Below are 24666 nucleotides of genomic sequence, written 5' to 3'. Positions count from 1 at the left end.
TAACTGCCCGGGCCCGCGGGGTTGTCCACAGGGCTGGCGCGCCCGGACAGACGGTGTCGTAGACACCCCGTAGGGTGGACCTCACGCACGTTCAGACATCGAGGAGGGCGACCGCATGCCGTGGAGTTGGCGGTACGAGGGCGTCGACGGGCAGCCTGTCACGGGCCCGGCCGAGACGTTCAGCAGCCAGGCCGACGCAGAGTCCTGGATCGGGCAGGCCTGGCGCGAGCTGGCCGCCGCCGGGGTCGCCCAGGTCACCCTGGTCGAGGATGACCGGGTCGACTACAAGATGAGTCTGCTGCCGGCAGAGTGAGCAGCTTCCAACTCAGTCGCGGGACCCCGCGCAGCGCCTTCGTTCCGAGTCCGGTCTTCGTCGGCATCCTGGCCGTCGTCGCGGTCAGCGCCTGGATGACCTGGACCGGGTTCGGCAACGTCCGCGTCGACGTCTTCCTGTTCGTCGTGTCCGGGTGGGTGTTCTCGCTCTGTCTCCATGAGTACGCCCACGCCATCGTCGCGTATTTCTCCGGCGACCTGGGCGTCGCCGAGCGCGGCTACCTGCGTCTCAACCCGCTGAAATACACCCACCCGGTCCTGTCGATCGTGCTGCCGCTGATCGCGGTGATCCTCGGCGGCATCGGCCTGCCCGGCGGCGCGGTCTGGGTCGACCACGCCCACATCAACAGCAAGGTCAAGGATTCCCTGATCAGCGCGGCCGGGCCACTCACCAATGTGGTCTTCGCCCTGCTGCTCGCGATCCCGTTCGCCCTCGGTGGCGGCGACGGCATCGCGATCTACGCCGACGGCACGACCAGCCCGCACGCGGCGTTCTGGGTCGCCCTGGCAGCCCTTGCCTTCCTGCAGGTGACGGCGAGCCTGCTCAACTTCCTCCCGGTCCCGGGGCTGGACGGCGGCAACATCGTCCAGCCCTGGCTCAGCGCGCCCTATCAGCGTGCCTACAACCTCTTCGCTCCGTACGGTTTCCTGCTGCTCTTCGTCCTGCTCTGGCAGTCCCGCATCAACGTCTGGTTCTTCACCGCGGTGAACTGGCTCGCCGGTCTCATCGGGATCCCCGACGACCTGGGCCAGCTCGGCCTCTACTTCATGCGCTTCTGGAGCGAGCTTTCCTGAACGACGAAATAGCCGATGTGATCCGGCGGGCGGCCGTGAGGAGGACAACCGCGGCGGGCAGACCGACGGCGGCGAGCAGGATGCCGAGGATGCCGGCGATGCACACGGTGATCTCGTTCCAGCCGGTGAAGCGGGAGGAGACCGATCGGAACGGTTCCACCTCGGAGAGCCACATCGTGGCCAGGGCCGCGATCGGTGTGGCCAGCACCAGCAGCGTCCAGGCGCCGCGGGAGCTGCCGCGCCACGCGTGGAACAGCGCCGCGGTCACACCCGCGATGAGCAGTGCGATGGCTGCCAGGTGCAGCGGGTAGGAAGACGGCACCTCGTAGGAGCAGCACATGCCGTAGGTGCCGGCGCCGGGTTCCCACAGGGTTCCCATCATGGCCGGACCATCCGAGCCGAGCGGCGGCCGGACGACAACGGTGAAGACGGTGGCCGCAGCGACGGCGAGCGGGGCCATCCGGGCCGTCCACGACGTGGCGGCGGGCAGCGCCAGGGTGATCACGCCGAGCACCGCCAGCGGCAGCCCCATGTACAGGTGGAGGGTGTTCCACGGGCCCCCGACGAAGCGCAGGGCGATCGCACCGGCGAGCAGGGCAAGGGTCACGGCGGCCGACGTGCGGGCGAGGCGGCCTGGAACGACGGCGGCGGTGACCGCGGTGACCAGCCAGCCCAGGTACGCGCAGACGTAGATGCTCGCGAACGGGCCGAACGACTCCCCGCCGGCCGGGTGGAGCTCGAAGACGAGCAGGTAGTAGACCGACAGCCCGGTCAGCGCGGCGAGCGTGAACACGGACGCGGCCGGCACCGCGCGGGACAGGCCACCCAGTCCCACGGCTCGCACGCGTTCCCGGATGCCACCCACGATCAGGTCGGCGGCCTCGGACACGGTCGGGCGGCGGCGGTCACCGGAAAGCTCGCGGTACATGTCGACGAGTTCCCGGCCGCGCTCGCGACGGTAACGCCGCGGATAGGCGAACAGCAGGCGGTAGTAGGGGTCGCTCACGCCGTACGCCCCTGAAGTCGCAGGGTTGCCGTTTCGACGTGCCGGCGCATGCGTTCGGTTTCGGCACGGAGGGCGCCCTCGCCGCCGGGGGTGAGCCGGTAGTAGCGGCGCAGGCGCCCGTCGACCACCTCCTCGCGGTCGCGGGCCACGAACCCGTCATCGGTGAGGCGGTCGAGGGCGCCGTAGAGGGTGCCGGGCCGCAGCGAGACGCGCCCCTCGGAGAGGCGGTCCACCTCGGCGATGAGCCCGTAACCGTGCAGGGGCTCATCGACGAGGGCGGTGAGGATCAGGAACGTCGGTTCCCGAAGTGGATCAGACATGGTGAGTAATATATCGGACGCGAAGATATGCTCGCGTCCAGGTTATGAACGGGTGTCAGGGACGCTTGGCGGGGCTCACCGTTTTGGACGGGTCGCGCTCGGCGATGCCACCGACGGCTTCCTCGATGGCCTTCATGAGGTCGGGCTCCAGGCGTACACCCGCGGCCTTGGCATTGTCCTTGACCTGCTCGGGGCGTGAAGCGCCGATGATCGCGGCCGAGACGTTCGTGTTCTGCAGGACCCACGCCACGGCCAGCTGGGCCATGCTCAGCCCTGCCTGGTCCGCGAGCGGACGCAGTCGCTGGACCGTCGTCAGCACGTCGTCGCTCATGTAACGCTTGATGAACTCGGCGCCGGACTTGTCATCGGTGGCCCGCGACCCCGCCGGCGGCTGCTTGCCCGGCTCATACTTGCCACTCAGTACGCCTTGCGCGATCGGCGAGAACACGACCTGGCCGACGCCGACCTCCTCGCTGAGCGGCACGACCTCGGCCTCGATGACCCGCCACAGCATCGAGTACTGCGGCTGGTTCGACACGAGCTGGATCTTCAGGTCCTGGGCCAGCTCCCAGCCCGCCCGGATCTCCGTCGCCGTCCACTCGGAAACGCCCACGTAGAGCGCCTTGCCCGAGTGCACGATGTCCGCGAACGCCTGCATCGTCTCCTCGAGCGGGGTCGAGTAGTCGTAGCGGTGCGCCTGGTAGACGTCCACGTAGTCGAGCTGGAGCCGGCGCAGCGAACCGGTGATCGACTCCATCACGTGCTTGCGGGACAGGCTGCGGTCGTTCGGGCCCGGACCGGTCGGCCAGAAAACCTTCGTGAAGATCTCCAGACCCTCGCGGCGCTCACCCTTCAGCGCGCGGCCGAGGACCTCTTCGGCACGGGTCCCCGCGTACGCATCCGCGGTGTCGAACGTGGTGATGCCCACATCGAGCGCGGCCCGCACGCACGCGGTCGCGGCATCCTCCTCCACCTGCGACCCGTGGGTGATCCAGTTGCCGTACGCGATCTCGCTGATCATCAAGCCGGAGCGGCCGAGGTGACGATATTCCATACGGCCGAACCTACCCGCGCCCTACAGCACCGGCCTGTTCTCCGGGCTGAGGCGTTCGATCTCACGGGCAACCTCAAGAGGATTGTCGTACGCGACATCGACGATCGGATCGCCCTGACGGTCCAGCGCACCCCACCGCCCCGCGGCGTTCCCGATCACGAACCCGGCCGGATGGATCAGCAGCTTCACGTGCCGCGGCGTCACCAGCACCTGCCCCGTCCTGTCGACCACCCCGAGCTTGTCCCCGGCGTCCACGATCGCCAGGCCCTCCTCGGTGAACCCGTCCACGGCGCCGCCCCCGGTGAGCACTGTCACGAAACCCTGGTACTTCGGCTGCACCACGACATGCCCGTGCCGGTCGAGCGCACCCCAGCCCTCACGGCGTACCGGAGCGATGCCGTGCCTGAACGGCTTTGCGTCCTCGAACCCACCCGGAACGATCACCCGGTTGTGCCAGTCGATCGCGAACCATCCGCCGTTCACATCCCGCGAAACCCAGGCCAGCCCATCCGAGAACCGCCCCACCTGCCGATATCCGGAAGCGTCGTCGATCAGCAAATTGCCGCTCTCGTCAATCAGCTCCCACACATCGGCACCGGGCTGACGAACCCACGCGGCACCCTCATGGAACGGCTGCGCCTCGGCATAACGCTCCTCGACAACAACGTCACCATTACCGTCGGCGTACCCGAAATAACCGGTCTCATAATCGGAAGCCGGCTGCGGCGGCCGGGTCTGCTCGAGAATCTCCTCACGCGAGCGCTGATAGGGCCCCCAGCCGCTTTCCTGCACGCGAGCCATAACAGAGTCAAGCGCCGACTCAGTACGCGAAACGAGCTCCGGATCCTCCACCCGCCGCAATTCCAGCGCCAACTCAAAATGGTTACAGGCTTCGAGATACCGTCCCTGCTCATAACAGGACTTCCCGGCGCTGACATGCATCTCCGCCCGCAACCGATCAGGCAACTCGACGGAATTAGCCTCCTCATAAAGCCGATCGGCCTCCGCGAAGTCCCCCCGCCAATGATGCACATGAGCAAGCCGAGCCCGAACCGTCGCGATCAGCTTGAGCTCCCCGGTCGCCTCAGCATGCCGCAAAGCCTCATTCCCATCAGCCAGCGCCCGCCCATACTCCCCGAGCACCCGCCCCACGACGGCCCGCAAACTGAGCAACCGGGCCCGAATCCCGTCCCGCTCGGCATACTCCAGCTTGTCGGTCAACCGATCCATAACAGCCATCAGCTGCTCAAGCTCCCCGGCCGTCTCCCGCAAAGTAACCGGATCAACAATCCACGGGTACGCCGAAAGCACAGCCTCCGGATCCACCAACCGCCTGACAGGCTCGACTGTTCTGATGGGCGGCGGCGCCACCGAAATGGTCGGCAGCTGGACGCTCGGCGCGCGGATCGCGGTTACTGCGGGAGTTTCTATCGCGGTCCTGGGCCTCTCCGCAGCTTCTTCAACCTCGGGCGCGGCCTGGACCCTCGCCTCTGCGGCCGTGTTCCCGCTCGGCAGGTCGGTCCCGGCCTGTTCCGGCTCAGCTTGTTCTGGCCCGGCCTGTTCTGATCGGGCTTGCTCTCGATCGGCCTGTTCCTGCTCGGCCTGTTCTTGCCCGGCCTGTTCTTGCCCGGCCTGCTTTGGCTCGGCTTGCTCTGACTTGGCTTGCTCTGGCTCGGTAACGGCCTGCTCGGGGTGTGACTCATCGTTGCTCGGAGGCGCAACCTCGGCGGCCGGCATGTCCAGCTCAGCCGGGACCGTAGTGTCCTCCGGCATCGGCTCGGCCAACGAAGCTGCCGTAACGACGGGCCGACCCACAGCGACCCCGGCCATCACCGGAGGCTCGCCCTCTGCCTCGATCCCATCGGACCCCTGCGCCGCGCCCCTGTCCCCGACCGGAGCATGCACCACGACCTGCGATTCGGCCGCAACCGACAGCTCCGAACGGTCCTGATCCAGCCCCCCGACCTGGGCGGGACCCTCTGCCTGGACCGCCTCTTGAGCCTGGACCGCCTCTTGAGCCTGGACCGCCTCTTGAGCCTGGACCGGTTCTGCTGCCTGGACCGGCTCTTCTGCCTGAACCGGTTCCTGAGCCTGGGCCAGTGCCGGCGCCTCGACCTCGACGGGCAGTTCGGGCTCGTCCACGGCCTGGGTTTCCCGCGCGGCCGAGACCGACAACTCCTGCTCGTCCGCAGTCGATGTCTGCAGCTCGACCCGAGCCTGTGTCCGCGGCTCATCCGCGATCAGGGTTTCGTCCTCAGCGACAATCGGAGTCTGAGGTCCAGCCGTCTCCACAGCGTTCGTCTCCGGCATCTCCGGCACGACAACCGTTGTTACAGCCTCACCATGAGACTCGTCTTGAGCAGCGGACGGTGACTCAACATCGAGCGCATCCGCGGCCTCCGTGTCCGAGACATCCCCCGGCTCGCTCCCACCCTCAGGCTCAGCGCCGTCCTCGTCTGGTTCGTAGCCGGCCTCAGGCTCCGCAGCGAACTCGGTCTCCGGCCCGGCCCCGTCCACAGAGAACGACTCGAAGACGTTTGCTGCATCGGTCTCGTCCTCAACAACCGTATGCCCCGTTTGGGGAACGTTCTCAACCTCGTCCTCGCGCCGGGCCTCGGCCTGGTGCTCGACTCCAGACCTGACCTCAGCCGGTTCCTCGGTGTCAGCCGGGTTCTCGGTCTCAACCCTGACTGCGGCCGGTTGCTCGGAGTCAGTTGGCTGTTCGACCTCGTGCTGGGGGCGGCTCTCAGCGTCGATGTCAGCGGGGTGCTCGGGGTGGCTCTCAGGCTGGATCTTGGCTTCAGGCTCGATTTGGTCGTCGGGCTCGGCCTGGGGCTTGGTGATGGTCGGGATGATGAGGTCGGTCTCGGTGGTCGGGGCGAACCAGTCGGTCTTGCCGGGCGTCGCTGCGCCGCTGACCGGGGAATCCACGTCTGCGCTCGGGGCGGGCTCCTCCGGGGCGGGGGAGACCGGGATCGACTCGGGTTCGGTGGTGACGGCTCCCAGGCCGCTCAGCTCGAGGAGCCAGCCGAGTCCGCGCTCTTCCTCAACACTTTGCCCTGCATCCCCCGCGACGCCCTCCGGCGAAACCGGTGCCGAACTGGCCGCTGCGGCAGGCTCAGCTACCGGAACCGGCCCACCGGCCGGCTCAACAACCGCCGGCGCAAACGCAGCCCCGGCCGCCGCAGGCTCAACAGCGCCCACCCCGCCCGGCCGGCCCTGCGCGTCAAAGCCGCCCAACGGCCCGAACAGCGCGCTGGCCCGATCCGTTTCGGGCGCGGCAGGCACTCCCGGCGACGCTGCCGCCGGCCCAGCCTGCTGATCTGGCGTGCCGGAACCGATGGGCGTACCCGGAGAGACAGGGGTCACCTGCGGAGCCGGCCCGGTCTGACCCGCGAACGCCACGGGCACCGACAACTCCGGCGAAGGAGGCGTCGCCGGCGGTGCCGCCTCGACTGGTAGCGCAGGCGAGGCCGGTGCGGAGGGCGTTGCCGGTGGTGCCGCAGCGAATTGTGCCGTGGTTGCCGCCTGGGTAACCGGAGGTGTTGTCGGGATGGGTACGGCTGGTGTGACCGGCTGAGGTGCAGCGGCAGGGACGACCGGCGGCGCTGGCTGCGGAGCCCATGCGGCGGGCTGCTGCGGCTGAGCCGGCTGGACCGGACCTGGTTGAGGCTGAGCCGGTCGGGCCGGATCGGGTTGAGGCTGCCACGGCTGGTTCTGGCCCGGCTGGAACTGCGACGGCTGGGCTTGGCCCGGTTGCGTGGGCTGGGCCTGGCCGGGCTGCTGCTGCGACTGCTGGTTGTGGCTCGGTGCGGGTTGCGGGAGCGGGGGCTGGCTCGGGTGGGTGTACGGCGCCGGGCGCTCGGCCGGCTGGAGAGGACCCTGCTGGAGAGGATCCTGCTGGAGGGGGTCCTGCTGGAGGGGGTCCTGCTGGTTGCGGCCCTGCTGGTTGGAGGGCTGCTGGAAGGGCGGCTGCTGGGTGGGGGGAGGCGTGCGGGGGCGGTCCGAGGGCGGGACGTCTCGTAGCGCGGGCGCGGGGATGCGCGGGTCCGTTGGTGGTTCGGCGTCGTGGGTCGCGCCGGGGCGAGGGCCGTGCGGCGTTGTGGTGTGAGGGGCCTGGGTGGGGTGCGTTGTGTACGGCGGGGCCGGGCGGGATTCCGGGCGGGTGTCGTAGGCCGGGGCCGGGCGGGTTTCGGGGCGGGTGCCGTACGGGTTGGGGTGCTGGCCCTCCGGGCGGGTGCCGTAGGGCGCGTTGGTGCGGGGTTCGGGCTGGGGTGGCGTCTGGCGTGGCGGGTTGGACGCGGTTGGTTGCGCGGCCGGGTGGACCGGGCTGGGGGCCGGCGGACGCGGGTCCCCCGCCCGCGCCACGCGCGGATCGATCGGAGCGCCGGACCTCGGATCGACCGGGGCGCCGGACCTCGGATCGACCGGGGCGCCGGACCTTGGGTCGAGCGGGGCGCCGGATCGCGGGTCGATGGGCGCGACCGAGCGGGGATCGACACCGGCACCCGAGCGCGGATCGACGCCGGCGCCCGAGCGGGGATCGATCCCTGCGCCCGAGCGGGGGCCGATGGGGGCGCCGGATTGCTGCGCGGCCCATGGATCGACGGCGCGTGGATCCGTGGCGCCTGGGTCGGCAACGCGGGGGTCTGTGGTGCGGGTGGGTTGGTTCGGGTGGGGTGGTTGCTGCTGGTAGGACGTGGGCTGCTGGGAAGGGGTGGGGCGCCGGGGCATGCCGGGGTGGGCGGGAGGGTTGCCGCCGTGATGCTGGTCCTGGGTTTGGCCGCCGTAGGCCTGGCCGCTCTGAGGTTGGGCACCGTAAGTCTGCGCACTGTGGGGCTGACCGCCCTGGGCCTGAGCACCGTAGGGCTGCCCGGCTTGAGGCCGGGGACCGTAGGGCTGCCCACCCTGAGGTCGACCGCTCTGAGTCTGAGCACCGTAGGGCTGCCCGCTCTGGGGCTGAGCACCGTAGGGCTGCCCGCTCTGGGGCTGGACACCGTAAGGCTGAGCGCTCTGGGGCTGGACACCGTAGTGCTGGCCATCTTGAGGCCTGGTGCCATAAGGCTGAGCGCTCTGTGGGTGGGTGCCATAAGGCTGCCCGTCCTGAGCCTGAGCGCCGTAAGGCTGAGCGCTCTGTGGGTAGGCGCCGTAAGACGGCCCGTCCTGGCCCTGAGCGCCATGAGGCTGCCCACCCTGCGGCCGCCCACCGAACGGCTGCGTGCCGCGCGGCCGCTCACCCTGCCCAGAGTGAGCCTGCCCAGAGTGAGCCTGCCCAGGGTGAGGCTGGCCGTAGGGGCGGCGGTCGGGTTCGGGAAGGCGGTCGGGGAGGTGGGCCGGCCGATTCCACGATGGGCCGGAGGGTGTGCTGCCCGGCCCCTCCCAGGAAGGCGGAGGCTGCGGAGGCCGCCCGACAGTCGCTCGCCCGGCGCCGGGTGAGACCGGTCGCGCGGGCCCTCCCGAAGCGGGGTACGGCGCGCCGTAAGTCGGTTGTCCCGGGGCGGGGCCCCCGGAGGTCGGGTTGCCGTAGTAAGGCACGCCCGAGGACGAGTAAGGCACGCCGGAGGATGAGTAAGGCACGCCGGAGGACTGGTACGGCATGCCTGAGGTGGAGTATGGCGGCCCCGAGGACTGTGACTCCGGGTACGGGGGTGCGGAGGAGGGGGCAGCGTAAGAAGGCGGCGAAGAGGCCTGGGCGATCGCTTTGAAGTCGGCGTCCCACGAGGCTGCGGCCTCGGCAGCTGCGGCCGCGTCGTAGACCGGGTGGTGGACCGCGCGGCGTTGGCCGGGGTCGCCGGGGTAGCGCTGGCCTGGTTCGGGTTGCCATTCCCAGGTGATTTCGTAGACCCAGGCGGGTTCGTCGTCCCAGCCGTAGGCGCTGCCGGTCGAGCTCCAGCCGTTCATCGGGCACCCTGGCAGGTGCCGGACGTTTGGCTACGCTCGGTCACGGGAGTTCCACCTTGTCGGAAATGGCGCGCGGCGGGGCGGGGCGCCCGGTACGGTCGCCCAGCTCCGCGGCGGGAGTTGCGGGAGCTGTGGGGTTGTGAAAGGAGATTAACGGCGTGGACGGCCTTGACGCCAGGGTGCCCGAGATCTCTCCGGGCAGGCCGTTCCGGGAATGGGTCACTACTTTCGGTGCGCTGTCGTGGTCGGGTTTCCGGAGGTTCGCGACCTACCGGCAGGCGACGATAGCCGGATCGTTCACCAACATCGTCTTCGGGTTCCTTCGCTGTTACGTGCTGCTCGCTGTGGCGGCCGGTGCTACCGATGCCAAGCCCGGCGGTTACGACGCCGAGCAGCTCGCGACGTACGTGTGGGTGGGGCAGGGATTACTCACCGTGGTGGCGCTGTGGGGGTGGACGGAGCTGGCCGATCGGATCCGGTCCGGCGATGTGACGGCTGATCTGCTGCGTCCGGTCCATCCGGTTATCGGCTATCTCGCGCCTGACCTCGGGCGGGCCGCGCACGCGATGATCTTCCGCTTCCTGCCGCCCCTCGCGGTGGGTGCGATTTTCTTTGACTTGTACGCCCCGGAGCGCTGGTTCACCGTCCCGCTCCTCGCGGTGTCGATCCTGCTGGCGGTCATCGGCAGTCTCGGGCTCCGCTTCCTGGTCAACGCGACCGCGTACTGGCTGCATGATGCCCGTGGCCCGATCACCCTGTGGACGCTCTCGGCGGGCATTCTCGCGGGCCTGTACTTCCCGCTGCGGTTCCTGCCGGACTGGCTGGCTGTCACGTTCTGGGTGGCGACCCCGTTCCCCGGGCTGCTGCAGACGCCGGCCGACGTGCTGGTCGAGCGGGATCCGCCGCTGATGCAGGCCGGCCTGGTCGCGTTGCAGGCGGTGTGGGCGGTGGTGCTGCTGGCGCTCGCGGCGTATGTGCAGCGCCGTGCCGAGAAGCGACTGGTGGCCCAGGGTGGCTAACCCGTACACCTCCCTGGCGAGGGCACAGTGGCGCTCCTTCGCGTCGTACCGCACGTCGTTCGTGGTCGATCTGCTCAGCAACGTCGGCGGCACAGCGCTCGACGTCGTGGCTGTTCTGGTGCTTTTCCAGGCTACGCGTACGGTCGCCGGCTTCTCGCTGTCCGAAGGCCTGCTGATCGTGAGCCTGTCGTCGCTGGCGTTCGCGCTGGCGGACTTCACCGTCGGCAACGTGGACCGGCTCAAGACCTACGTGCGGACGGGGTTGCTCGACGCTGTCCTGGTGCGCCCGCTCGGTGCCCTGCCGCAGTTGCTGCTCATGGACCTGCCCCTCCGCAAGGCCCTCCGGCTGGTCGTCGGCGTGGGGGTGCTGGCCGTCGCGCTGCACGTCAACGCCATCGCGTGGACGCCGGCCCGGGTCGCGCTGATCGTCATCGCGCCACTGGCCGGGGCGGTGTTCTTCGGCGCGATTTTCGTCATCAGCGCCAGTGTCACGTTCTGGTGGATCGATTCCGGCGACCTCGGAAGTGCATTCACGTACGGCGGGCGCGATTTCACCGCGTATCCGGTGCCAGTTTATTCGGGCTGGTTCCGCGCGCTTTTCGCGTACGCCATGGGATTTGGATTTGTCGCCTATCAGCCGGCGGTGACGCTCCTGGGCCGTGACGATCCGCTCGGCCTGCCTGCCTGGGCAGGTTTTCTCTCCCCGCTCGTCGCCCTGATCGCGGCCGCTGCGGCTGCTTTTATGTGGCGGGCTGGGATCAGGCATTATAGGAGTACTGGGTCATGACGGACTGCACCGAGCTTGCCGCAGCGTTGGCGACTGACGGCCGCGACAGCGAGGGCCAGAAGGGCATGACAAAGGAGAGCAGAGCATGACGCTGATTTCGATGAAGGGCCTTCGGAAAGATTTCACTGTACGCGTGAAAGCGGGCCGATTACGCCGCGAGAAACGCACGGTCAGCGCCGTCGACGGCATCGACCTGTCCATCGAGCAGGGTGAGATGGTCGGGTACATCGGGCCGAACGGCGCCGGGAAATCGACCACCCTGAAAATGCTGACCGGCGTGCTGACCCCGTCGGCGGGCGAGGTCAGCGTGTGCGGGCTCCGGCCCGTGCCGCAGCGCACCCGGCTGGCGTTACGGATCGGCGTCGTGTTCGGGCAGCGCTCGCAATTGTGGTGGGATCTGCCGCTGCGCGATTCGTTCTCGCTGCTGCGTCACATTTACCGGGTGCCGCCGCAGGAACACGCCGCCCGGCTGAAACGTTGCCGGTCGCTGCTGGATCTCGATGATTTCCTGGACACTCCGGTTCGGCAATTGTCGCTGGGGCAGCGGATGCGCGGGGAGCTGACGGCGGCATTGCTGCACGGGCCGTCGGTGCTTTTCCTGGACGAGCCGACGATCGGGCTCGACGTCGTCAGCAAGCAGGCGGTGCGTTCGTTCCTGGCCGAGCTGGGCGCGGGTGGCGACCTGACGCTGGTGCTGACCACGCACGACCTGGCCGACATCGAGCGGCTGTGCCGGCGGCTCGTGGTGATCGACCACGGCCGGGTGGTCCACGACGGCACGATCGAAGCCCTCCACGACCGGTACGGTTCCCGCCGCCGCCTCGTCGTGGATCTCGACGCCCCCCTGCCGCCCGGTTTCGTGGTGCCGGGCGCCGAGCTGCTCTCCACCGAGGCGGACGGCCACCGGGCCGTTTTCGAGCTGACCTCATCGTCCGCGGGCGCGGTCGTCGGCGCGCTGCCCGCCCTGCGCGACCTCTCGCTCGTCGAGCCGGACATCGAAGACGTGGTCGCCCGCCTCTACCGCACTGTCTGACCGGCCCCGGCTCAGCCGCCCGCGCCCTGACCGGCCCCGATCTGACCGGCCCCGGCCCCGGCTCCGATCTGGCCGGCTCCGGTGGGGGCTTGGCCGGCGAGGTCGCAGATGAGGTGGGCGCGGGCGATCTTGCGGAAGGCCGTGACGAGGCGGCTGCGGTCGCCGGCGCGGGTGGCGAGGACGACGGGGGTGGGTTCGACGCCTTCGAGGGGGATCATCGTGAGGTCGGGGCGGTGGCTCATGTGGGCGGGGACGATGGCTACGGCGCGGCCGTCCGCGATGAACTCGAACTTGTCCTCGATGCGTTCCATCAGCGGGCCGTCGGGTGCCGGGCTGCCGTCGGGGCGCGGGTCGATGCGCCAGAACGCGTTCCACGTGGGGTTGCCGATGACCTTGGGGACGGGTTCGTCGGCGATGTCGTCGAGCGTGACGTATTCCTTGCCGGCGAGCCGGTGGTCGTGGGAGACCAGCACCGCGCGGGGTTCGTCGTAGAGGACCGTGACGTCCAGCCCGGCGGTGGCGAACGGCAGCCGGGTGACCACCGCGTCGACCCGGCGCTCGAGCAGGGCGGTGTGCCCGTCGTCCCAGCTCAGGTGGAGGCTGCGGACCTCGGCGTCAGGGTGCTGGCGCCGGAAGTGCCGCACGGCCGGGGTGATGATGAGGTTCGTGGTGTAGCCGACTGTCAGCTCGTGCGGGGTCGCGGCGGCCCGGGTCTGCGCGGCGGCGTCGGCGGCATCCTTGAGCAGTGCGCGGGCACGGGGCAGGAAGACCTGACCGGCGGGGGTGAGCTGGCTGCCCTGCGGGGTGCGGTCCAGCAGCCGCGCGCCGAGTTGCTGCTCCAGCTGGCGGATCTGGCGGCTCAGCGACGGCTGGGTGATGTGCAGGGCGGTCGCGGCGTGCCCGAAGTGCTCGTACTCGGCAAGCACCGCGAAATACCGGACCAGCCGCAGATCGAGATCCGGACCCACCTGAGCTGTGGTCATGCCTCAAGCGTATTGCACGATACGAAACAAGCTTTGGACGGTACGCCCGGACTGCTCCCACGATGGAGACACGATTTCCCCTATCTGAGGAGCTCCCACCATGCGGGTATTCGTCACCGGCGCGAGCGGGTACATCGGGTCCGCCGTCGTCAGCGAACTCCTCGGCGCCGGGCACGAGGTCACCGGCCTGGCCCGGTCCGACAGGTCCGCGGCAGCGCTGACCGCCGCGGGAGTGCAGGTCCACCGCGGCGACCTCGAGGACCTCGACGCCCTGCGCGCCGGGGCCACCGACGCGGACGCCGTGATCCACACCGCGTTCAAGCACGACGACATGGCGAACTTCGGCGGCGCCGTCGCCCTGGACCTGCATGCCGTTCAGGCGCTGGCCGGTGCCGCCCGCCGGCTCGTCATCACGTCCGGCACGACCATGATGCGGCTTGGCACCGCCGTGACCGAGGACGACCTGCCCGGCCCCGAATGGCCGCGCGGTGCCGCCGAGACCGCCGCGCTGGAATCCGGCGTCGCCTCGATCGTGCGCTGCCCGCCGTCCGTGCACGGCGAGGGAGACCTGCACGGGTTCGTCACGCTGATCATCGCCGCTGCGCGGGAGAAGGGCTTTTCCGCGTACGTGGGGGACGGCGCGAATCGCTGGCCTGCCGTGGACCGGCTGGACGCCGCCCGGTTGTTCCGGCTCGCGGTGGAAGCGGACTCGGTCGGGCACCGGTTGCACGCCGTCGGCGACGAGGGCGTGCCGTTCCGGGAGATCGCTGAGTCTGTCGGACGCCATCTCGGCGTACCCGTGAAAAGCATCGCCCCTGAGCAGGCAGCGGACCACTTCGGCTTCCTCGGAATGCTGGCGGGCGCCGACACCCCAGCCACGAACGCGCTGACCCGCAAGCTGCTGACCTGGGAGCCCACGCAGCCCGGCCTCCTCGCCGACCTGGACTCGGGCCACTACTTCGCCTGAGGCCTGGTGCGGCAGCCGCCGTTCGTGAGGTGACTTCGGGTCCTGCGGGTACAAGAACGGGCGCCGCGTGATCATCTGTGCGTTGTGACACAACATCAGACCTTGCGGTGGCTGAGGGCGATAGCGGAGGCCCTGCCCGGTTGATCCGGCCGACCTGCAAGATCGCCTATCGTTTGTGCTGGTCAAATGGCCACGCCGACACCAGGCAAGAGCCCGACGAGCCCACAACGCCCGCCGTCTCAACCTCGAAACTCATTCATGATCATGAATGGCGGCTGCCGTGCTAACACCTACTTCGAGGGCTACCGATCGGCTGCCTCGAATTGGCACCGTTGAGGCTGCCGCCTGTAAGCGTGCCAAGCGGCGGCTGATTCAGCCATCTGCTGCTTCCAAGAGATGCGTTCCGTTTCTGCGATCTCGGCCCACATCCCAGCAAGGGCAGCCGCGCAGACATCGATAGCCTCCGGGGCAGCGCTTCGCCATGCCTGGGTGGGCGCTACGCAGCGCTCGGCCTCTTCCGGCGTGTGCCCGGCGAAGATCAAGCGGATGATCAAGCAGCCAGGGTCGATGAATGCAGCTCCGAGAGTCGGCCATGCCCAATCGATCAAGCTAGCGTTGGAGCCATCGATGAGAATGTTGTCGGGCGCGTAGTCGGTGTGCAGCAACGTGTCGCCCCGCAGTAAGGGCAGGTCGGCCGTGTCAACGAAGCCTGCCCAGCGGGTCTCGGCTCGCTTCAGCTCGGGTAGGTCGGGACACCGGATCTGAGCCAGCCGACGTATCGCGTCAACGACTTTGGGAATGTCCAGCGAACCTGGCGCGTAATTGGCGTGCCGGCCGCTCGCTACCTGAAAGCCGAGCAAACTCCAACCCTCGACCTCTGTTCGCCAGAAAAGCTTGGGAGACAGCTCGCGGACGTACGGACTGACGACCGACTCTCGAACTTGACCGGCCACACGGGGATCATCAACTCGAAGGCCTTTGATGAACACCGAGACGGTGGCTGTCTCCAACACGGCGGCGATGGCCGAGTTCTTCCCCGCTGACACGGTCGAGGCAGCGCGAACCGGCCCGGTGCGAACTTCGATCGCTGCTCGGACCGGTTCGGAGAGCTGTTCCCAGTCGGTTCGCTGCATGAGCCCTTCCTGCGATCACGAGTTGCCGGACGGCGACGAGTTTCCCAGACTGGCCCGTGCCCGGCCTGGGCCAGACCGGACACGGGCGGGTGGTTCGATCGGTCAGTACGGGTTGTCGTCGCTGGCGGCGCAGTTGCATTTGTTTGCGGTGGAGAAATCCTCCATGTCCGTGACGGCGATGCCCTCCGCCGGGTCGAGCTCGTCGGGCTGCGGGTGGGTGGGAAGCTCGAGGAAGACGGGTACCGATCCCATGGTGGCTCCTTTCGATCAGTTGCCGTGCTGGCAGTAAGTCCGCAGGTCGGCATTGGCCTTGCGGTAGAGCTGTACCAGCGGCATGCAGGTGCCGCAGGTGCCTTGGAGGGTGCAGCCAGTACAGCCACCTTGGCGGCCCAAGAGGCGGTCGGCGATCCCGCCGAGGCGCCGAAGACCTTCGACCTCCTCCTCCAGCAGCGGGACGTTCGGGTCGCGGCCCACCTTGCAGATCGACGCCTTCCCGTACGGATCGGCGTGGAAGAACGTGTGGCCAGCGTTGCAGCCGGTGAACGGCGTTCGGCGGCGTAAATAGGAGGGATCCTGCGACCGCAGCACCTCCGCGCCGCCGTAGATGGTCGGGGAAATGTTGCTGTAGACGTGGTAGGGCAGCCCGTATCTGTCTGCCAACGCCTTCATGCCATCCAGCTCATGGGCGTTGCTCTGGGTGACGACGAGGTTGAGATTCATCGGTAGTTTTGCCTCGACGGCTGCTGCGAGGCCTTTGGTGAACTTTTGGAAGGATCCTGGCCGCCTGGTGACCTTGTCGTAGCCGTCGGCGGTCGCGCCGTACACGCTGATGGTCAACCTATAGACGGGTCGGGTCACCAGCAGGTCGAGGATGTCAGCGCGCCAGAGCCGGCTGCCGTTGGTGCTGATCGTCTGAAGCATGCCGAGTTCGAAGGCGTACGTGTACACATCACGAAAGTGACGATCGACGAGGGGTTCTCCGCCGGTGAGCTGGAGCCATACGACGCCGGCGTCGCGCATGGTGAGGAGCAGACGCTCGCGGTCAGGCCAATCGAGACCCTCGAAACGCTTGAGCCCGAGGTAGCAGTGTTCGCAGTCGTAGTTGCAGCCGAGGTTGAGTTCGTAGCTGGCGCGGCTGTAGCCATGAGGGCTGTCGGGCCGCACGAGGACGTTTCCGGCAATTGGTTGATCGGCGAGTTCGACCTGCCAGGTTTGCTGGGCCATTTCTACCAACCAGGGCGGCGACAGTCCGTCAGGGCCGGCGTCGCGCAGCTCCTGGAACTTACTGGCCGAAAGCCTGACGCCGCTCACGCTGCCCTGCCGCAAGACGAAATATTCGCCGAGGTACTTCGTACCGATCAGCTGGTACACGTGCCAACTCCCTTCAGTCGGTGCTGCGGACCAGGTCCTATTAGCGGCTGCCTTTGTTCGGTCAAAGGTTTTGGTACCGGAATCGCGGCCGATAGCTGAGAAAACGGATTAATTTCCTGTGGCCTGCATTCGTTCTGGTGCCTGCTGAAGAGCTATTTCTCTCGTGGTTCCACCGCACGCGGGGCACCATCGGTTCTTGACCTTGAAGGACATCAGCCCGAACGCGAAGCCCGTCAGCAGAACGGCCGACAGCGCGCCGATCAACACAAATATCACCTCTAAATGTCGCAGCTTCGGGAGGACACCGATCCTGAGATCCCGACGCTAGGCTGACTACGACGAGGCGACCGGGAATTTCTTTACCGGGTTGGTCCAGCGTGGGCGGTCAGGATGATCACATGCGAGGCATGACTGACGAGATGACCACCGGGCAGCGCGTCGCGTTCTACCGTCGTCGACGCGGCATGTCCCAGGAGGTACTGGCCGGTCTCGTAGGCAAGACCGGAGAGTGGCTACGCAAGGTCGAAACCAACCGTGCCGACCTTGACCGTTTGTCGGTCATCCGAGCCATCGCTAAAGCGCTCGACGTGTCGCTCGGCGACTTGATCGGCGAGCCCGACCTCTTCGAGTGGTCACCGGACTCCGGGCGAGAAACGATTCCGGCTCTTCGCGCGGCACTGCATGACTACAGCCATCTGACGCCGGCGATTCTGGCGGTGCCAGAGGAAGACCCGCCGTCGCCGACCGATCTGACGAACGACATCGAGGAGGCGTGGCGGGACTACCAGCGTTCTCGTTACGGAACGCTCGCGCGCCGGCTCCCCTTCCTCCTGCATGACTGCCATACCGCAATGCGCTTCTATGACGGCACCGCCGGAAAGCAGGCCCAGGCCTCGGCGGCGTACGCCCATCAGGTCGCTACCCTGTTCTTAACTAAGATCGGCGAGGCCGACCTCGCCTGGATCGCAGCGAGCCGTGGGCTGGCAGCTGCGAACTCGAGCAATGATAACATCGTCATCGGGTCGCTCAGCCGGGCAGCTGCTCACGCCTTGGTATCCATCGGCGAGTATCGCCAAGCAGTCGGACTCGCGTCGGCAACTGCCGAATATCTTCAGCCACGCCTATCCAGACCTACGCCTCAGTTGCTCTCGGTGTACGGGAGCCTCCACCTTGTTTGTGCCATGGCCTCGGCACGATCAGACGACCGCGGCTCCGCTGATCTACATCTTGGCGAGGCGGACGCGTCCGCAATGAGACTCGGTATGGATGGCAACTTCGTGTGGACCGCGTTCGGTCCGACGAACGTCAAGATCCATCGGGTGGCTGTGGCCAACGAGTTCGGTGATGTGCAACGCGCAATCGAGATTGGCCCGGGGCTGGACACTTCCGCGCTTCCAGTCGAACGGCGGGTCCGTCATGCGATCGAGACGGCACGAGCTCACTCAAGATGGAATCAAGTTGATGAGGCGCTCGCCGCCCTGCTCTCGGCGGAACGGATCGGGCCGGATCAAGTGCGATACCACCGGCTGTCACGCACTCTGGTCCGGGAGATTCTCAGCCGACCACGCCCGCCGTCGCTGGCGATTCAGCTGAGCGAGCGCATGGGCATCGGGACACGACTGCCGCGATGGTGAGGGGTCAGACGGGGGCGCCTGGGATCAGCCTGCTCGTGTAACCCGCCGCTACCAGGCGCCGAAAGGCCGCTCTCACTTCGGGCGGTACATTCTGCGGGATGGCGAAGCCCTCGCGTGCATACTCCTCGATCCGTTGCGTATCACCGACCAGCATGTCGATGACCTTCTTGACGTCGCCGATGGACGCCACGTATTCGTCGAGCGGAACCGGCAGCGAGGCACACAGCACCTCCACTTCCGGCCACACCTTTCTGCAGGTGGCGTAGGCGCGACGCTGCTGGTAGGGCCGAGACATGAGGATCAGTGACCTGACCTCGATTCCACTCTTGAGTAAGAGCTCACGAGTCAGCGTGATGTTCTCCGAAGTGTTCTTCGCGGCGGGCTCGATCAGAACAGCTCCCTCTGGAACTTCGTTCTCCGCTGCGTACTCGGCGTAGTGGACGGCCTCGCCCCGGGGAAATCTCTCCACGGTCGTCGGCGCGTTGGCGCCCGAGAAGACGATGCGCGGAAACATGCCTTGACGAAACAACTGCACGGCGATGACCGCAACCCCGAGATCATGACTGCCCAGACCGAGCCCGACGTCACACGGGCGCAGTTCATGCTGCAAGTCGTGGTAGTTCCAGAGGGTTTCCACATCCGGCCGGAGCCCGCCAGGTATGACCGAGGATGAGGGCGCCGTTCCCGTCTCACTGGCTGAGGTCTCTGCCGCGGCCCGGCCCTCCGTCATTCCTGAACAGCCGTGCAGGACACGAAGTGAAAACCACTGGCGCGGATCAACGCCAATGAGGAAGGGATGCCATGGGCGTGTGACCGGTGTGCTTCCGCTGGTCTCATGGGCGCCAGCTTATGTACCCCTGGAAGGGCACGAACTGCGACGGCAACTCTCCCTCGATCAAAGGCGGCGGACACTAGCGGTGCTCCATCACGAGCACCGCCCACGTCCCGGGTGTCAGGGCCTCGTAGTGGTGGGGCAGGTCGCCCGGGAAGGAGGCGTAGTCGCCGGGGTCGAGCTCCACGGTGTCGCCCGCCGGCCCCGCCTTGAGCCGGCCCGCGGCGACAACGACGTGCTCGACGCTGCCCGGGATGTGGGCCTCGGCCTCGCGGGGCTGGCCCGGTTCCAGTTCCATGACGTAGAGGTCGCGGCGTGCGTGGATCGAGCCGGCGGTCAGCAGGCTCGCGGTGAAGTCGGCCCGGTCGGCGCGCAGGCGGGTCTGCTCAGCGGCGCGGACCACGCGTACGGCGGGGGAGGGGGGCTCGACCAGCCGGCTGAACGGGATGCCGAGCGCGACGCCGAGCGACCAGAGCGTTTCGATGCTGGGGTTGCCGGTGCCGTTCTCCAGCTGGGACAGCGTCGACTTCGCCAGCCCGGCGCGGCGGGCCAGCTCCGCGAGCGAGATCCCGGCCCGCTCGCGTTCCTGGCGCAGGGCGGCGGCGATGGCGGCGAGCGGCGGTGCGGGCTGCGACATGTTCACTCCGTCGATCGTTTCGTTCGGTTTGACGAACGAGCGCTACTGCGTTCAATATTGTGAACCATGCGTACGCCAAACCGAACACCGGACGCCGCGCTCCTGCGCGACGCGGCAGCCATCGCCGCTGCCATGATCGCGGTGGGAGCATCATTCGGCGCCATCACCATCGCGTACGCCCTCCCGCTCTGGCTCCCCTTCGCCATGTCGACCCTGGTCTTCGCGGGCGGCGCCCAATTCCTCGCCGTCGGCCTGTTCGCCGCGGGCAACCCGATCGCGGCGATCGTCGCGGGCCTGCTGCTCAACGCCCGCCACCTCCCGTTCGGCCTCGCGGTCTCGGCCACCATCGGCCCGCGCCTGCGCGACCGCCTCATCGGCAGCCACCTCATGACCGACGAGGTGGTCGCCTTCACCCTGCGCGAAACCGACCCCGTTCGCCGTCGCCGCACCTACTGGCTGATCGGCATAACGCTCTTCACCTCCTGGAACGCGGGCACGGCACTCGGCGTACTCCTCGGCGGCGTCACCGGCGACCCGGCGCAGCTCGGCCTGGACGCTGCCTTCCCCGCCGGGCTCATCGCGCTGATCCTGCCGTCGCTACGGGACCGATCCACCCGGGCGGTCGCGCTCACCGGGGCGGCCCTCGCGGTTCTGCTGACGCCGGTCCTGCCCGCCGGCATGCCGGTGCTGTGCGCGCTGCTCGGGTTGCTCGTGCTCTTCGTCCCCCGCTTCCGCTCCGGCCTGCGCACGCCGGCTCCAGCCGCGGCCTCGGATGCGACGCCAGCTGCGGATCCGGGCCTGGCTTCGGGCTCGGCTCCGGGCTCAGCTTCCAGCTCGGCCTCGGCTGCGGCTGCGGCTCCGGGCTCGGCTCCGGTTTCGCTTGGTGGGGAGGCGTGATGATCATCGCGGCGATTGTGGTGCTCGCGGTCGGGACGTACGCGATGCGGCTGAGCGGGGTGCTGCTGCGGGAGCGCCTCGAGCTGTCCGAACCGGTGCAGCGGCTGCTGCCGATGGCGGCGGCTTCGCTGCTGGCAGCGCTCGCTGCGACGGCCACGCTGATGGAAGGGGCCGCCTTCGCCGGGTACGCCCGCCCGGCCGGAGTCGCGATCGGAGCAGTCCTCGCGTGGCGTCGCGCGCCCTTCGTCGTGGTCGTGCTGGCCGCGGCACTCTCAGCGGCGCTGCTCCGCCTCGCCGGCATCGAATAGCCGGCATCGAACAGCGGGGGCTCAGGGGGCTTGCCTTGACGTCGGCGTGAAGGCCTAGCTTGGTGAACATGCTGATCGGGGAGCTTGCCGAGCGGGCCGGGACCAGTGCGCGGACCCTGCGGTACTACGAGGAGCACGGCCTCGTCGAAGCGGACCGGGACGCCAACGGCTACCGCCGCTACGACGAGGGCGAGCTGCGGGTTGTTCACGAGATCCGGGCGCTGCTCGCGGCCGGGTTCGGGGTGGACGACATCCGGCCGTTCGTCGCCTGCCTGCGCGCGGGGAATTCCGCCGGGCACGTGTGCCCGGACTCCGTTGCCGTGCTGCGGCGGAGGTTGCGCGAGGTGGAGGGGCTGCTCGATCAGATGGGTGCCGTCCGGGACCAGTTGCGTGGGCAGCTGGCCCAGGCGATCGAGGAAAGGGAGATCCGATGCCTGAGAATCCGCTGATCACCGTCACCGACGAGACCTTCGCCGACGTGGTGCTGGGGGCCCAGCTCCCGGTGCTGGTCGACTTCTGGGCGAAGTGGTGCGGCCCGTGCCGGCCGCTGGCGGTGTCGCTCGCCGAGCTCGCGCCGGAGTTCGAGGGCCGCGCGCTGATCGCCAAACTCGACTCCGACGAGAACCCCGAAACAACCCGCCAATACCGCGTCATGTCGATGCCGACCCTGCTCTTCTTCCGCGCCGGCATCGTCACGGCCACCCTGGTCGGCCTACGCCCCAAAAACGTCCTCCGCACCGCCCTGAACAACGCGATTGAGCCAGTCGAGGCTTACGCCAACCGCTGAGATCGGGGTCGCGGTTGAGTAGGTAACTGATCGCTCAGAGCCTTAAAACCGAGCGGGCAGAAGGCGCGCTCAGTGGGTGACCGGCCGGCCGGGGGCGGGTTCCTGAGGCGGTCAGCGGAGATCGCGTTCGGGTGGGTGGCCGGCTGCCTGGGGCGCGGAGTTTTGGGGCCGCGCAAGTCGCGGTCGAGTGGGTGATCGGCCGCTTAGGCGCGGGTTCTTGAGGCCGCGCAAGCGAAACTCGCGCTCAAGTAGTGGTCGGCCGCCCAGAGGCGGGTTCCTGTAGTCCCGGCGGCGGGCGAAGGCCGCGGTCCAGCGGGCGACCGGCCGGCTGAGGGCGGGTTCCTGTAGACCGGATGAGCGGAAGTCGCGGTCCAGTGGGCGACCGGCCCGGCCGGGGGGCGGGTTCCTGAGACCGGTCAGCGGAAGTCGCGGTCGGGTGGGTGACCGGACGCTCGGGGGCGGACTCTTTAAAGGTGACTATTTACGCAGGTGAAGGGTCCGGGTGGCTGTTCTGGCGCCGCCAGGCGCCTGGCCGGCCGGGCCCGGCCTCGACGGGAGTTGCGGTCTGCACCACCCGCCGAGCTACGACATCAAGTTCTTGATCTTGTGGTTCGTGCGGAAGGCGCCGCTTGCGTGAGGTGGGACTCAGATTTTTGCGCCCAGCTCGACGGCGGGCTTCGGGACGCGCATGCGGCGGAAGGTGAGGGCTCGCATGATGCCGTAGAGGTAGAGCGAGCCGAGGCGCTGGGTGGTGTTGGGGATTCGCTCGGTGACCAGTTTTTTGACCTTGCGGCTGATCAGGATGCTGTCGATGACGACGATGACCGCGAGGATCGCCCAGAGGAGGTTGGCCGCGAGGTTGATGAAGGCGGGCATGGCGCCCGTCGAGCCGATGAAGACGATGATGGCGCCGCCGAAGAACCAGGTGCCGGCGGTGCGGCGGGAGTCGACGATGTTGCGGACGAGGGCTCGCTCGGGGCCTCGGTCGCGGGCCAGGAGGTAGCGCTCGTCGCCCGCTTTCATGCCGGCCTGGGCCTCGGCGCGCTCGACTCGCTGGCGGTCGCGCATCTGCTTGTAGGCCTCGCGGCGGTTGGCCGGGGCTGCGGCGGTGGTCTGCCGTCGCTGGGTGGTCTGCCGCTTCGGCGTCTCGACGCCGAGCTCTTTCTTGGAGGGCGTGTAGCCCTTCGGGCGCGGCTCGGTGGCCGTCGCGGAATCGCTCACCGTGGCGGTGGCGTCGGCGACGAGGTCGGAGGACTTGCGGCGAAACAGCGAAGACACCCCAGCAGCGTAGCCAAAGGGTGCGACAAACCTGAAACCGCGCCGCCGATCCCGGAGGATCAGCGGCGCGGTTGTGACCGAACGGTCTATCAGACGTATTCGACGTGGGCGCCGAGGGCCGAGAGTTTGTTCTCGAAATCCTCGTAGCCGCGGTTGATCAGGTCGACGCCGTAGACGCGGGAGGTGCCCTCGGCCGCGAGTGCCGCGATCAGGTGGCTGAAGCCCGCGCGCAGGTCGGGGATGACCAGGTCGGCCGCGTGCAGCTTGCTCGGGCCGGCGATGACCGCCGAGTGCTTGAAGTTGCGGCGGCCGAAGCGGCAGGGGGTGCCGCCGAGGCAGTCGCGGTAGACCTGGATGGTCGCGCCCATCTGGTTGAGCGCCTCGGTGTAGCCCAGACGCTGCTCGTAGACGGTCTCGTGCATGATCGACAGACCGCGGGCCTGGGTCAGCGCGACGACGAGCGGCTGCTGCCAGTCGGTCATGAAGCCGGGGTGGACGTCGGTCTCGAGCGCCACGGCGTTGAGCTCGCCGCCGGGGTGCCAGAACTTGATGCCGCCCTCGACGCCGGTGACGCCGGGGCGGGTGACCCGGGCGTCGGTGATCTCGAACTCGCCGCCGATGTTGGTGAAGACGTTGAGGAACGTCATCATGTCGGCCTGCTGCGCGCCGAGGACCTCGATCTCGCCCCGGGTGGCCAGCGCGGCCGCGGCCCAGCTGGCGGCCTCGATGCGGTCCGGGATCGGCTTGTGCTTGTAGCCGTGCAGCTTCTTGACGCCCTGGATCTCGATGACCCGGTCGGTGTGCACGGTGATGATGGCGCCCATCTTCTGCAGCACGCAGATGAGGTCCATGATCTCCGGCTCGATCGCGGCGTTGCGCAGCTCGGTGACGCCCTCGGCGCGGACGGCCGTGAGCAGGACCTGCTCGGTGGCGCCGACGCTCGGGTAGGGCAGCTCCAGCTTCGTGCCGTGCAGCCCGTTGGGGGCGGTCAGGTGCATGCCCTCGGGGGTCTTGTCGACGACCGCGCCGAACTCCCGCAGTGCCTGCATGTGGAAGTCGATCGGGCGCGGGCCGATGTGGCAGCCGCCGAGGTCGGGGATGAACGCGTGGCCGAGGCGGTGCAGCAGCGGCCCGCAGAACAGGATCGGGATCCGCGACGAGCCGGCGTGCACGTTGATCTCGTCGGTGCTGGCGCTCTCGACGTTGGTGGGGTCCATCACCAGCTCGCCGTCGTCGACGCCGTCGCTCACCTTGACGCCGTGCAGCCCGAGCAGGCCGCGGACCACCTCCACGTCGCGGATGCGGGGCACGTCGTACAGCGTGCTCGGTGTCTCGCCCAGCAGGGCGGCCACCATCGCCTTCGAGACGAGATTCTTGGCGCCACGGACCCGGATCTGTCCCTGCAGCGGCGTACCGCCGTGCACGGCCAGGACGTCGTCGGTCAACGCAACCTCCAGAGACAGGCGCAGCGACGCGCCCGAAGCGAATAGGGTGCCGCCGCAGGGAAGGGGGTTCCGCGGCAGCCGCCCGGGCAGCATAGCCCTGAGTGACTGTTACAGAAACGTCCAGATCGCCCATCCGGGCACGAATA

The 24666-nt window shown here is 68.4% G+C and carries 24 protein-coding genes; 12 read left to right on the top strand and 12 right to left on the bottom strand.

Features of this window, described 5'->3' with window-relative positions:
* The first annotated feature begins 115 nt into the window (after nt 1-115).
* Nucleotides 116-313, top strand: coding sequence for a hypothetical protein (locus Ahu01nite_RS03410; protein WP_203834873.1), 198 nt, complete (start codon nt 116-118; stop codon nt 311-313).
* Nucleotides 310-1128: a site-2 protease family protein gene (locus tag Ahu01nite_RS03405; protein ID WP_203834872.1), complete on the top strand. Its 819-nt coding sequence runs from the start codon at nt 310-312 to the stop codon at nt 1126-1128. The genes Ahu01nite_RS03410 and Ahu01nite_RS03405 overlap by 4 nt, the downstream gene beginning before the upstream one ends.
* On the opposite strand, the gene Ahu01nite_RS03400 is transcribed toward Ahu01nite_RS03405, so the two are convergent.
* Genes Ahu01nite_RS03400 through Ahu01nite_RS03385 form a run of 4 tightly spaced genes read right to left on the bottom strand, consistent with a single transcriptional unit; the run spans nt 1100 to nt 6796 of the window.
* Nucleotides 1100-2134 (bottom strand): hypothetical protein, encoded by a 1035-nt coding sequence (locus Ahu01nite_RS03400; RefSeq protein WP_203834871.1) that lies wholly within the window; start codon nt 2132-2134, stop codon nt 1100-1102. The genes Ahu01nite_RS03405 and Ahu01nite_RS03400 overlap by 29 nt on opposite strands.
* Complete coding sequence (locus Ahu01nite_RS03395; protein WP_203834870.1) at nt 2131-2454, bottom strand: PadR family transcriptional regulator; 324 nt, start codon at nt 2452-2454, stop codon at nt 2131-2133. Before Ahu01nite_RS03395 ends, Ahu01nite_RS03400 begins: the two co-directional genes overlap by 4 nt.
* Nucleotides 2455-2509: 55 nt before the next feature.
* Nucleotides 2510-3508 carry an aldo/keto reductase family protein gene (locus Ahu01nite_RS03390; RefSeq protein ID WP_203834869.1) on the bottom strand — a complete coding sequence of 333 codons (999 nt, stop codon included), beginning with the start codon at nt 3506-3508 and terminating at the stop codon, nt 2510-2512.
* Nucleotides 3509-3529: 21 nt separating this feature from the next.
* Nucleotides 3530-6796, bottom strand: coding sequence for a WG repeat-containing protein (locus tag Ahu01nite_RS03385; RefSeq protein WP_203834868.1), 3267 nt, complete (start codon nt 6794-6796; stop codon nt 3530-3532).
* Between the two features lie 408 nt (nt 6797-7204).
* On the opposite strand from Ahu01nite_RS03385, the gene Ahu01nite_RS03380 reads away from it, so the two are divergent.
* The 4 genes from Ahu01nite_RS03380 to Ahu01nite_RS03360 all read left to right on the top strand — a co-directional run bounded on the left by Ahu01nite_RS03380 (nt 7205) and on the right by Ahu01nite_RS03360 (nt 12248).
* Nucleotides 7205-7534 (top strand): hypothetical protein, encoded by a 330-nt coding sequence (locus Ahu01nite_RS03380; RefSeq protein ID WP_203834867.1) that lies wholly within the window; start codon nt 7205-7207, stop codon nt 7532-7534.
* Nucleotides 7535-9567: 2033 nt separating this feature from the next.
* Nucleotides 9568-10428, top strand: a complete 861-nt coding sequence (locus Ahu01nite_RS03370; RefSeq protein WP_203834865.1) for an ABC transporter permease — start codon at nt 9568-9570, stop codon at nt 10426-10428.
* Nucleotides 10421-11215, top strand: coding sequence for an ABC transporter permease (locus tag Ahu01nite_RS03365; RefSeq protein ID WP_239158583.1), 795 nt, complete (start codon nt 10421-10423; stop codon nt 11213-11215). The genes Ahu01nite_RS03370 and Ahu01nite_RS03365 overlap by 8 nt, the downstream gene beginning before the upstream one ends.
* 85 nt (nt 11216-11300) lie before the next feature.
* Entirely contained in the window at nt 11301-12248 is a 948-nt protein-coding gene (locus Ahu01nite_RS03360) for an ABC transporter ATP-binding protein (RefSeq protein ID WP_203834863.1), read from the top strand.
* Between the two features lie 11 nt (nt 12249-12259).
* On the opposite strand, the gene Ahu01nite_RS03355 is transcribed toward Ahu01nite_RS03360, so the two are convergent.
* A complete protein-coding gene (locus Ahu01nite_RS03355; protein WP_203834862.1) occupies nt 12260-13231 on the bottom strand; it encodes a LysR family transcriptional regulator in 972 nt (323 codons plus the stop codon).
* Nucleotides 13232-13331: 100 nt separating this feature from the next.
* On the opposite strand from Ahu01nite_RS03355, the gene Ahu01nite_RS03350 reads away from it, so the two are divergent.
* Nucleotides 13332-14198: an SDR family oxidoreductase gene (locus Ahu01nite_RS03350; protein WP_203834861.1), complete on the top strand. Its 867-nt coding sequence runs from the start codon at nt 13332-13334 to the stop codon at nt 14196-14198.
* Nucleotides 14199-14500: 302 nt separating this feature from the next.
* Here Ahu01nite_RS03350 and Ahu01nite_RS03345 read toward each other — a convergent pair whose 3' ends face one another.
* The 3 genes from Ahu01nite_RS03345 to Ahu01nite_RS03335 all read right to left on the bottom strand — a co-directional run bounded on the left by Ahu01nite_RS03345 (nt 14501) and on the right by Ahu01nite_RS03335 (nt 16702).
* The gene (locus Ahu01nite_RS03345; protein WP_203834860.1) at nt 14501-15331 is read right to left on the bottom strand and encodes a phosphotransferase family protein; all 831 of its coding nucleotides are present in this window, start codon (nt 15329-15331) and stop codon (nt 14501-14503) included.
* 102 nt (nt 15332-15433) lie between these two features.
* Entirely contained in the window at nt 15434-15583 is a 150-nt protein-coding gene (locus Ahu01nite_RS03340; protein WP_203834859.1) for a hypothetical protein, read from the bottom strand.
* A gap of 15 nt (nt 15584-15598) precedes the next feature.
* On the bottom strand, nt 15599-16702 hold the full coding sequence (locus Ahu01nite_RS03335; RefSeq protein WP_203834858.1) for a radical SAM protein: 1104 nt from the start codon (nt 16700-16702) through the stop codon (nt 15599-15601).
* A 407-nt stretch (nt 16703-17109) separates the two neighbouring features.
* Here Ahu01nite_RS03335 and Ahu01nite_RS03330 point away from each other — a divergent pair, with 407 nt between their 5' ends.
* Nucleotides 17110-18336, top strand: a complete 1227-nt coding sequence (locus tag Ahu01nite_RS03330; RefSeq protein ID WP_203834857.1) for a helix-turn-helix domain-containing protein — start codon at nt 17110-17112, stop codon at nt 18334-18336.
* A gap of 4 nt (nt 18337-18340) precedes the next feature.
* On the opposite strand, the gene Ahu01nite_RS03325 is transcribed toward Ahu01nite_RS03330, so the two are convergent.
* Complete coding sequence (locus Ahu01nite_RS03325) at nt 18341-19066, bottom strand: YdcF family protein (protein ID WP_203834856.1); 726 nt, start codon at nt 19064-19066, stop codon at nt 18341-18343.
* 181 nt (nt 19067-19247) lie between these two features.
* Entirely contained in the window at nt 19248-19805 is a 558-nt protein-coding gene (locus Ahu01nite_RS03320; protein WP_203834855.1) for a helix-turn-helix domain-containing protein, read from the bottom strand.
* A 66-nt stretch (nt 19806-19871) separates the two neighbouring features.
* Between Ahu01nite_RS03320 and Ahu01nite_RS03315 the strand changes: the two genes are divergently transcribed.
* The 4 genes from Ahu01nite_RS03315 (at nt 19872) to trxA (ending at nt 21797) form a co-directional block, all read left to right on the top strand.
* On the top strand, nt 19872-20702 hold the full coding sequence (locus Ahu01nite_RS03315; RefSeq protein WP_203834854.1) for an AzlC family ABC transporter permease: 831 nt from the start codon (nt 19872-19874) through the stop codon (nt 20700-20702).
* A complete protein-coding gene (locus tag Ahu01nite_RS03310) occupies nt 20702-21010 on the top strand; it encodes an AzlD domain-containing protein (RefSeq protein ID WP_203834853.1) in 309 nt (102 codons plus the stop codon). Before Ahu01nite_RS03315 ends, Ahu01nite_RS03310 begins: the two co-directional genes overlap by 1 nt.
* A 68-nt stretch (nt 21011-21078) precedes the next feature.
* Nucleotides 21079-21459: a MerR family transcriptional regulator gene (locus Ahu01nite_RS03305; RefSeq protein ID WP_203834852.1), complete on the top strand. Its 381-nt coding sequence runs from the start codon at nt 21079-21081 to the stop codon at nt 21457-21459.
* Nucleotides 21441-21797, top strand: coding sequence for a thioredoxin (trxA, locus tag Ahu01nite_RS03300; protein ID WP_203834851.1), 357 nt, complete (start codon nt 21441-21443; stop codon nt 21795-21797). The genes Ahu01nite_RS03305 and trxA overlap by 19 nt, the downstream gene beginning before the upstream one ends.
* A 645-nt stretch (nt 21798-22442) precedes the next feature.
* Here the strand turns inward: trxA and Ahu01nite_RS03295 are convergent.
* Nucleotides 22443-23075, bottom strand: coding sequence for a DUF3043 domain-containing protein (locus Ahu01nite_RS03295; RefSeq protein WP_203834850.1), 633 nt, complete (start codon nt 23073-23075; stop codon nt 22443-22445).
* 89 nt (nt 23076-23164) lie between these two features.
* Nucleotides 23165-24520, bottom strand: a complete 1356-nt coding sequence (gene murA, locus Ahu01nite_RS03290) for a UDP-N-acetylglucosamine 1-carboxyvinyltransferase (protein WP_203834849.1) — start codon at nt 24518-24520, stop codon at nt 23165-23167.
* Nucleotides 24521-24666 lie beyond the last annotated feature (146 nt).

The organism is Winogradskya humida, assembly GCF_016862215.1.
In the GTDB taxonomy this organism is placed as follows: Bacteria; Actinomycetota; Actinomycetes; order Mycobacteriales; family Micromonosporaceae; genus Actinoplanes; species Actinoplanes humidus.
This window is presented reverse-complemented; position numbering and strand designations above follow the sequence as displayed.

Excerpts from the sequence above, each read along its gene's own strand:
- Ahu01nite_RS03340 (WP_203834859.1), bottom strand. The coding sequence starts at position 15,583 with ATGGGATCGGTACCCGTCTTCCTCGAGCTTCCCACCCACCCGCAGCCC.
- Ahu01nite_RS03320 (WP_203834855.1), bottom strand. The coding sequence starts at position 19,805 with ATGTCGCAGCCCGCACCGCCGCTCGCCGCCATCGCCGCCGCCCTGCGC.
- Ahu01nite_RS03355 (WP_203834862.1), bottom strand. The coding sequence starts at position 13,231 with ATGACCACAGCTCAGGTGGGTCCGGATCTCGATCTGCGGCTGGTCCGG.
- Ahu01nite_RS03360 (WP_203834863.1), top strand. The coding sequence starts at position 11,301 with ATGACGCTGATTTCGATGAAGGGCCTTCGGAAAGATTTCACTGTACGC.
- Ahu01nite_RS03395 (WP_203834870.1), bottom strand. The coding sequence starts at position 2,454 with ATGTCTGATCCACTTCGGGAACCGACGTTCCTGATCCTCACCGCCCTC.
- Ahu01nite_RS03350 (WP_203834861.1), top strand. The coding sequence starts at position 13,332 with ATGCGGGTATTCGTCACCGGCGCGAGCGGGTACATCGGGTCCGCCGTC.
- Ahu01nite_RS03315 (WP_203834854.1), top strand. The coding sequence starts at position 19,872 with ATGCGTACGCCAAACCGAACACCGGACGCCGCGCTCCTGCGCGACGCG.
- Ahu01nite_RS03330 (WP_203834857.1), top strand. The coding sequence starts at position 17,110 with ATGACTGACGAGATGACCACCGGGCAGCGCGTCGCGTTCTACCGTCGT.
- Ahu01nite_RS03305 (WP_203834852.1), top strand. The coding sequence starts at position 21,079 with ATGCTGATCGGGGAGCTTGCCGAGCGGGCCGGGACCAGTGCGCGGACC.
- Ahu01nite_RS03410 (WP_203834873.1), top strand. The coding sequence starts at position 116 with ATGCCGTGGAGTTGGCGGTACGAGGGCGTCGACGGGCAGCCTGTCACG.
- Ahu01nite_RS03345 (WP_203834860.1), bottom strand. The coding sequence starts at position 15,331 with ATGCAGCGAACCGACTGGGAACAGCTCTCCGAACCGGTCCGAGCAGCG.
- Ahu01nite_RS03390 (WP_203834869.1), bottom strand. The coding sequence starts at position 3,508 with ATGGAATATCGTCACCTCGGCCGCTCCGGCTTGATGATCAGCGAGATC.
- trxA (WP_203834851.1), top strand. The coding sequence starts at position 21,441 with ATGCCTGAGAATCCGCTGATCACCGTCACCGACGAGACCTTCGCCGAC.
- Ahu01nite_RS03325 (WP_203834856.1), bottom strand. The coding sequence starts at position 19,066 with ATGACGGAGGGCCGGGCCGCGGCAGAGACCTCAGCCAGTGAGACGGGA.
- Ahu01nite_RS03310 (WP_203834853.1), top strand. The coding sequence starts at position 20,702 with ATGATCATCGCGGCGATTGTGGTGCTCGCGGTCGGGACGTACGCGATG.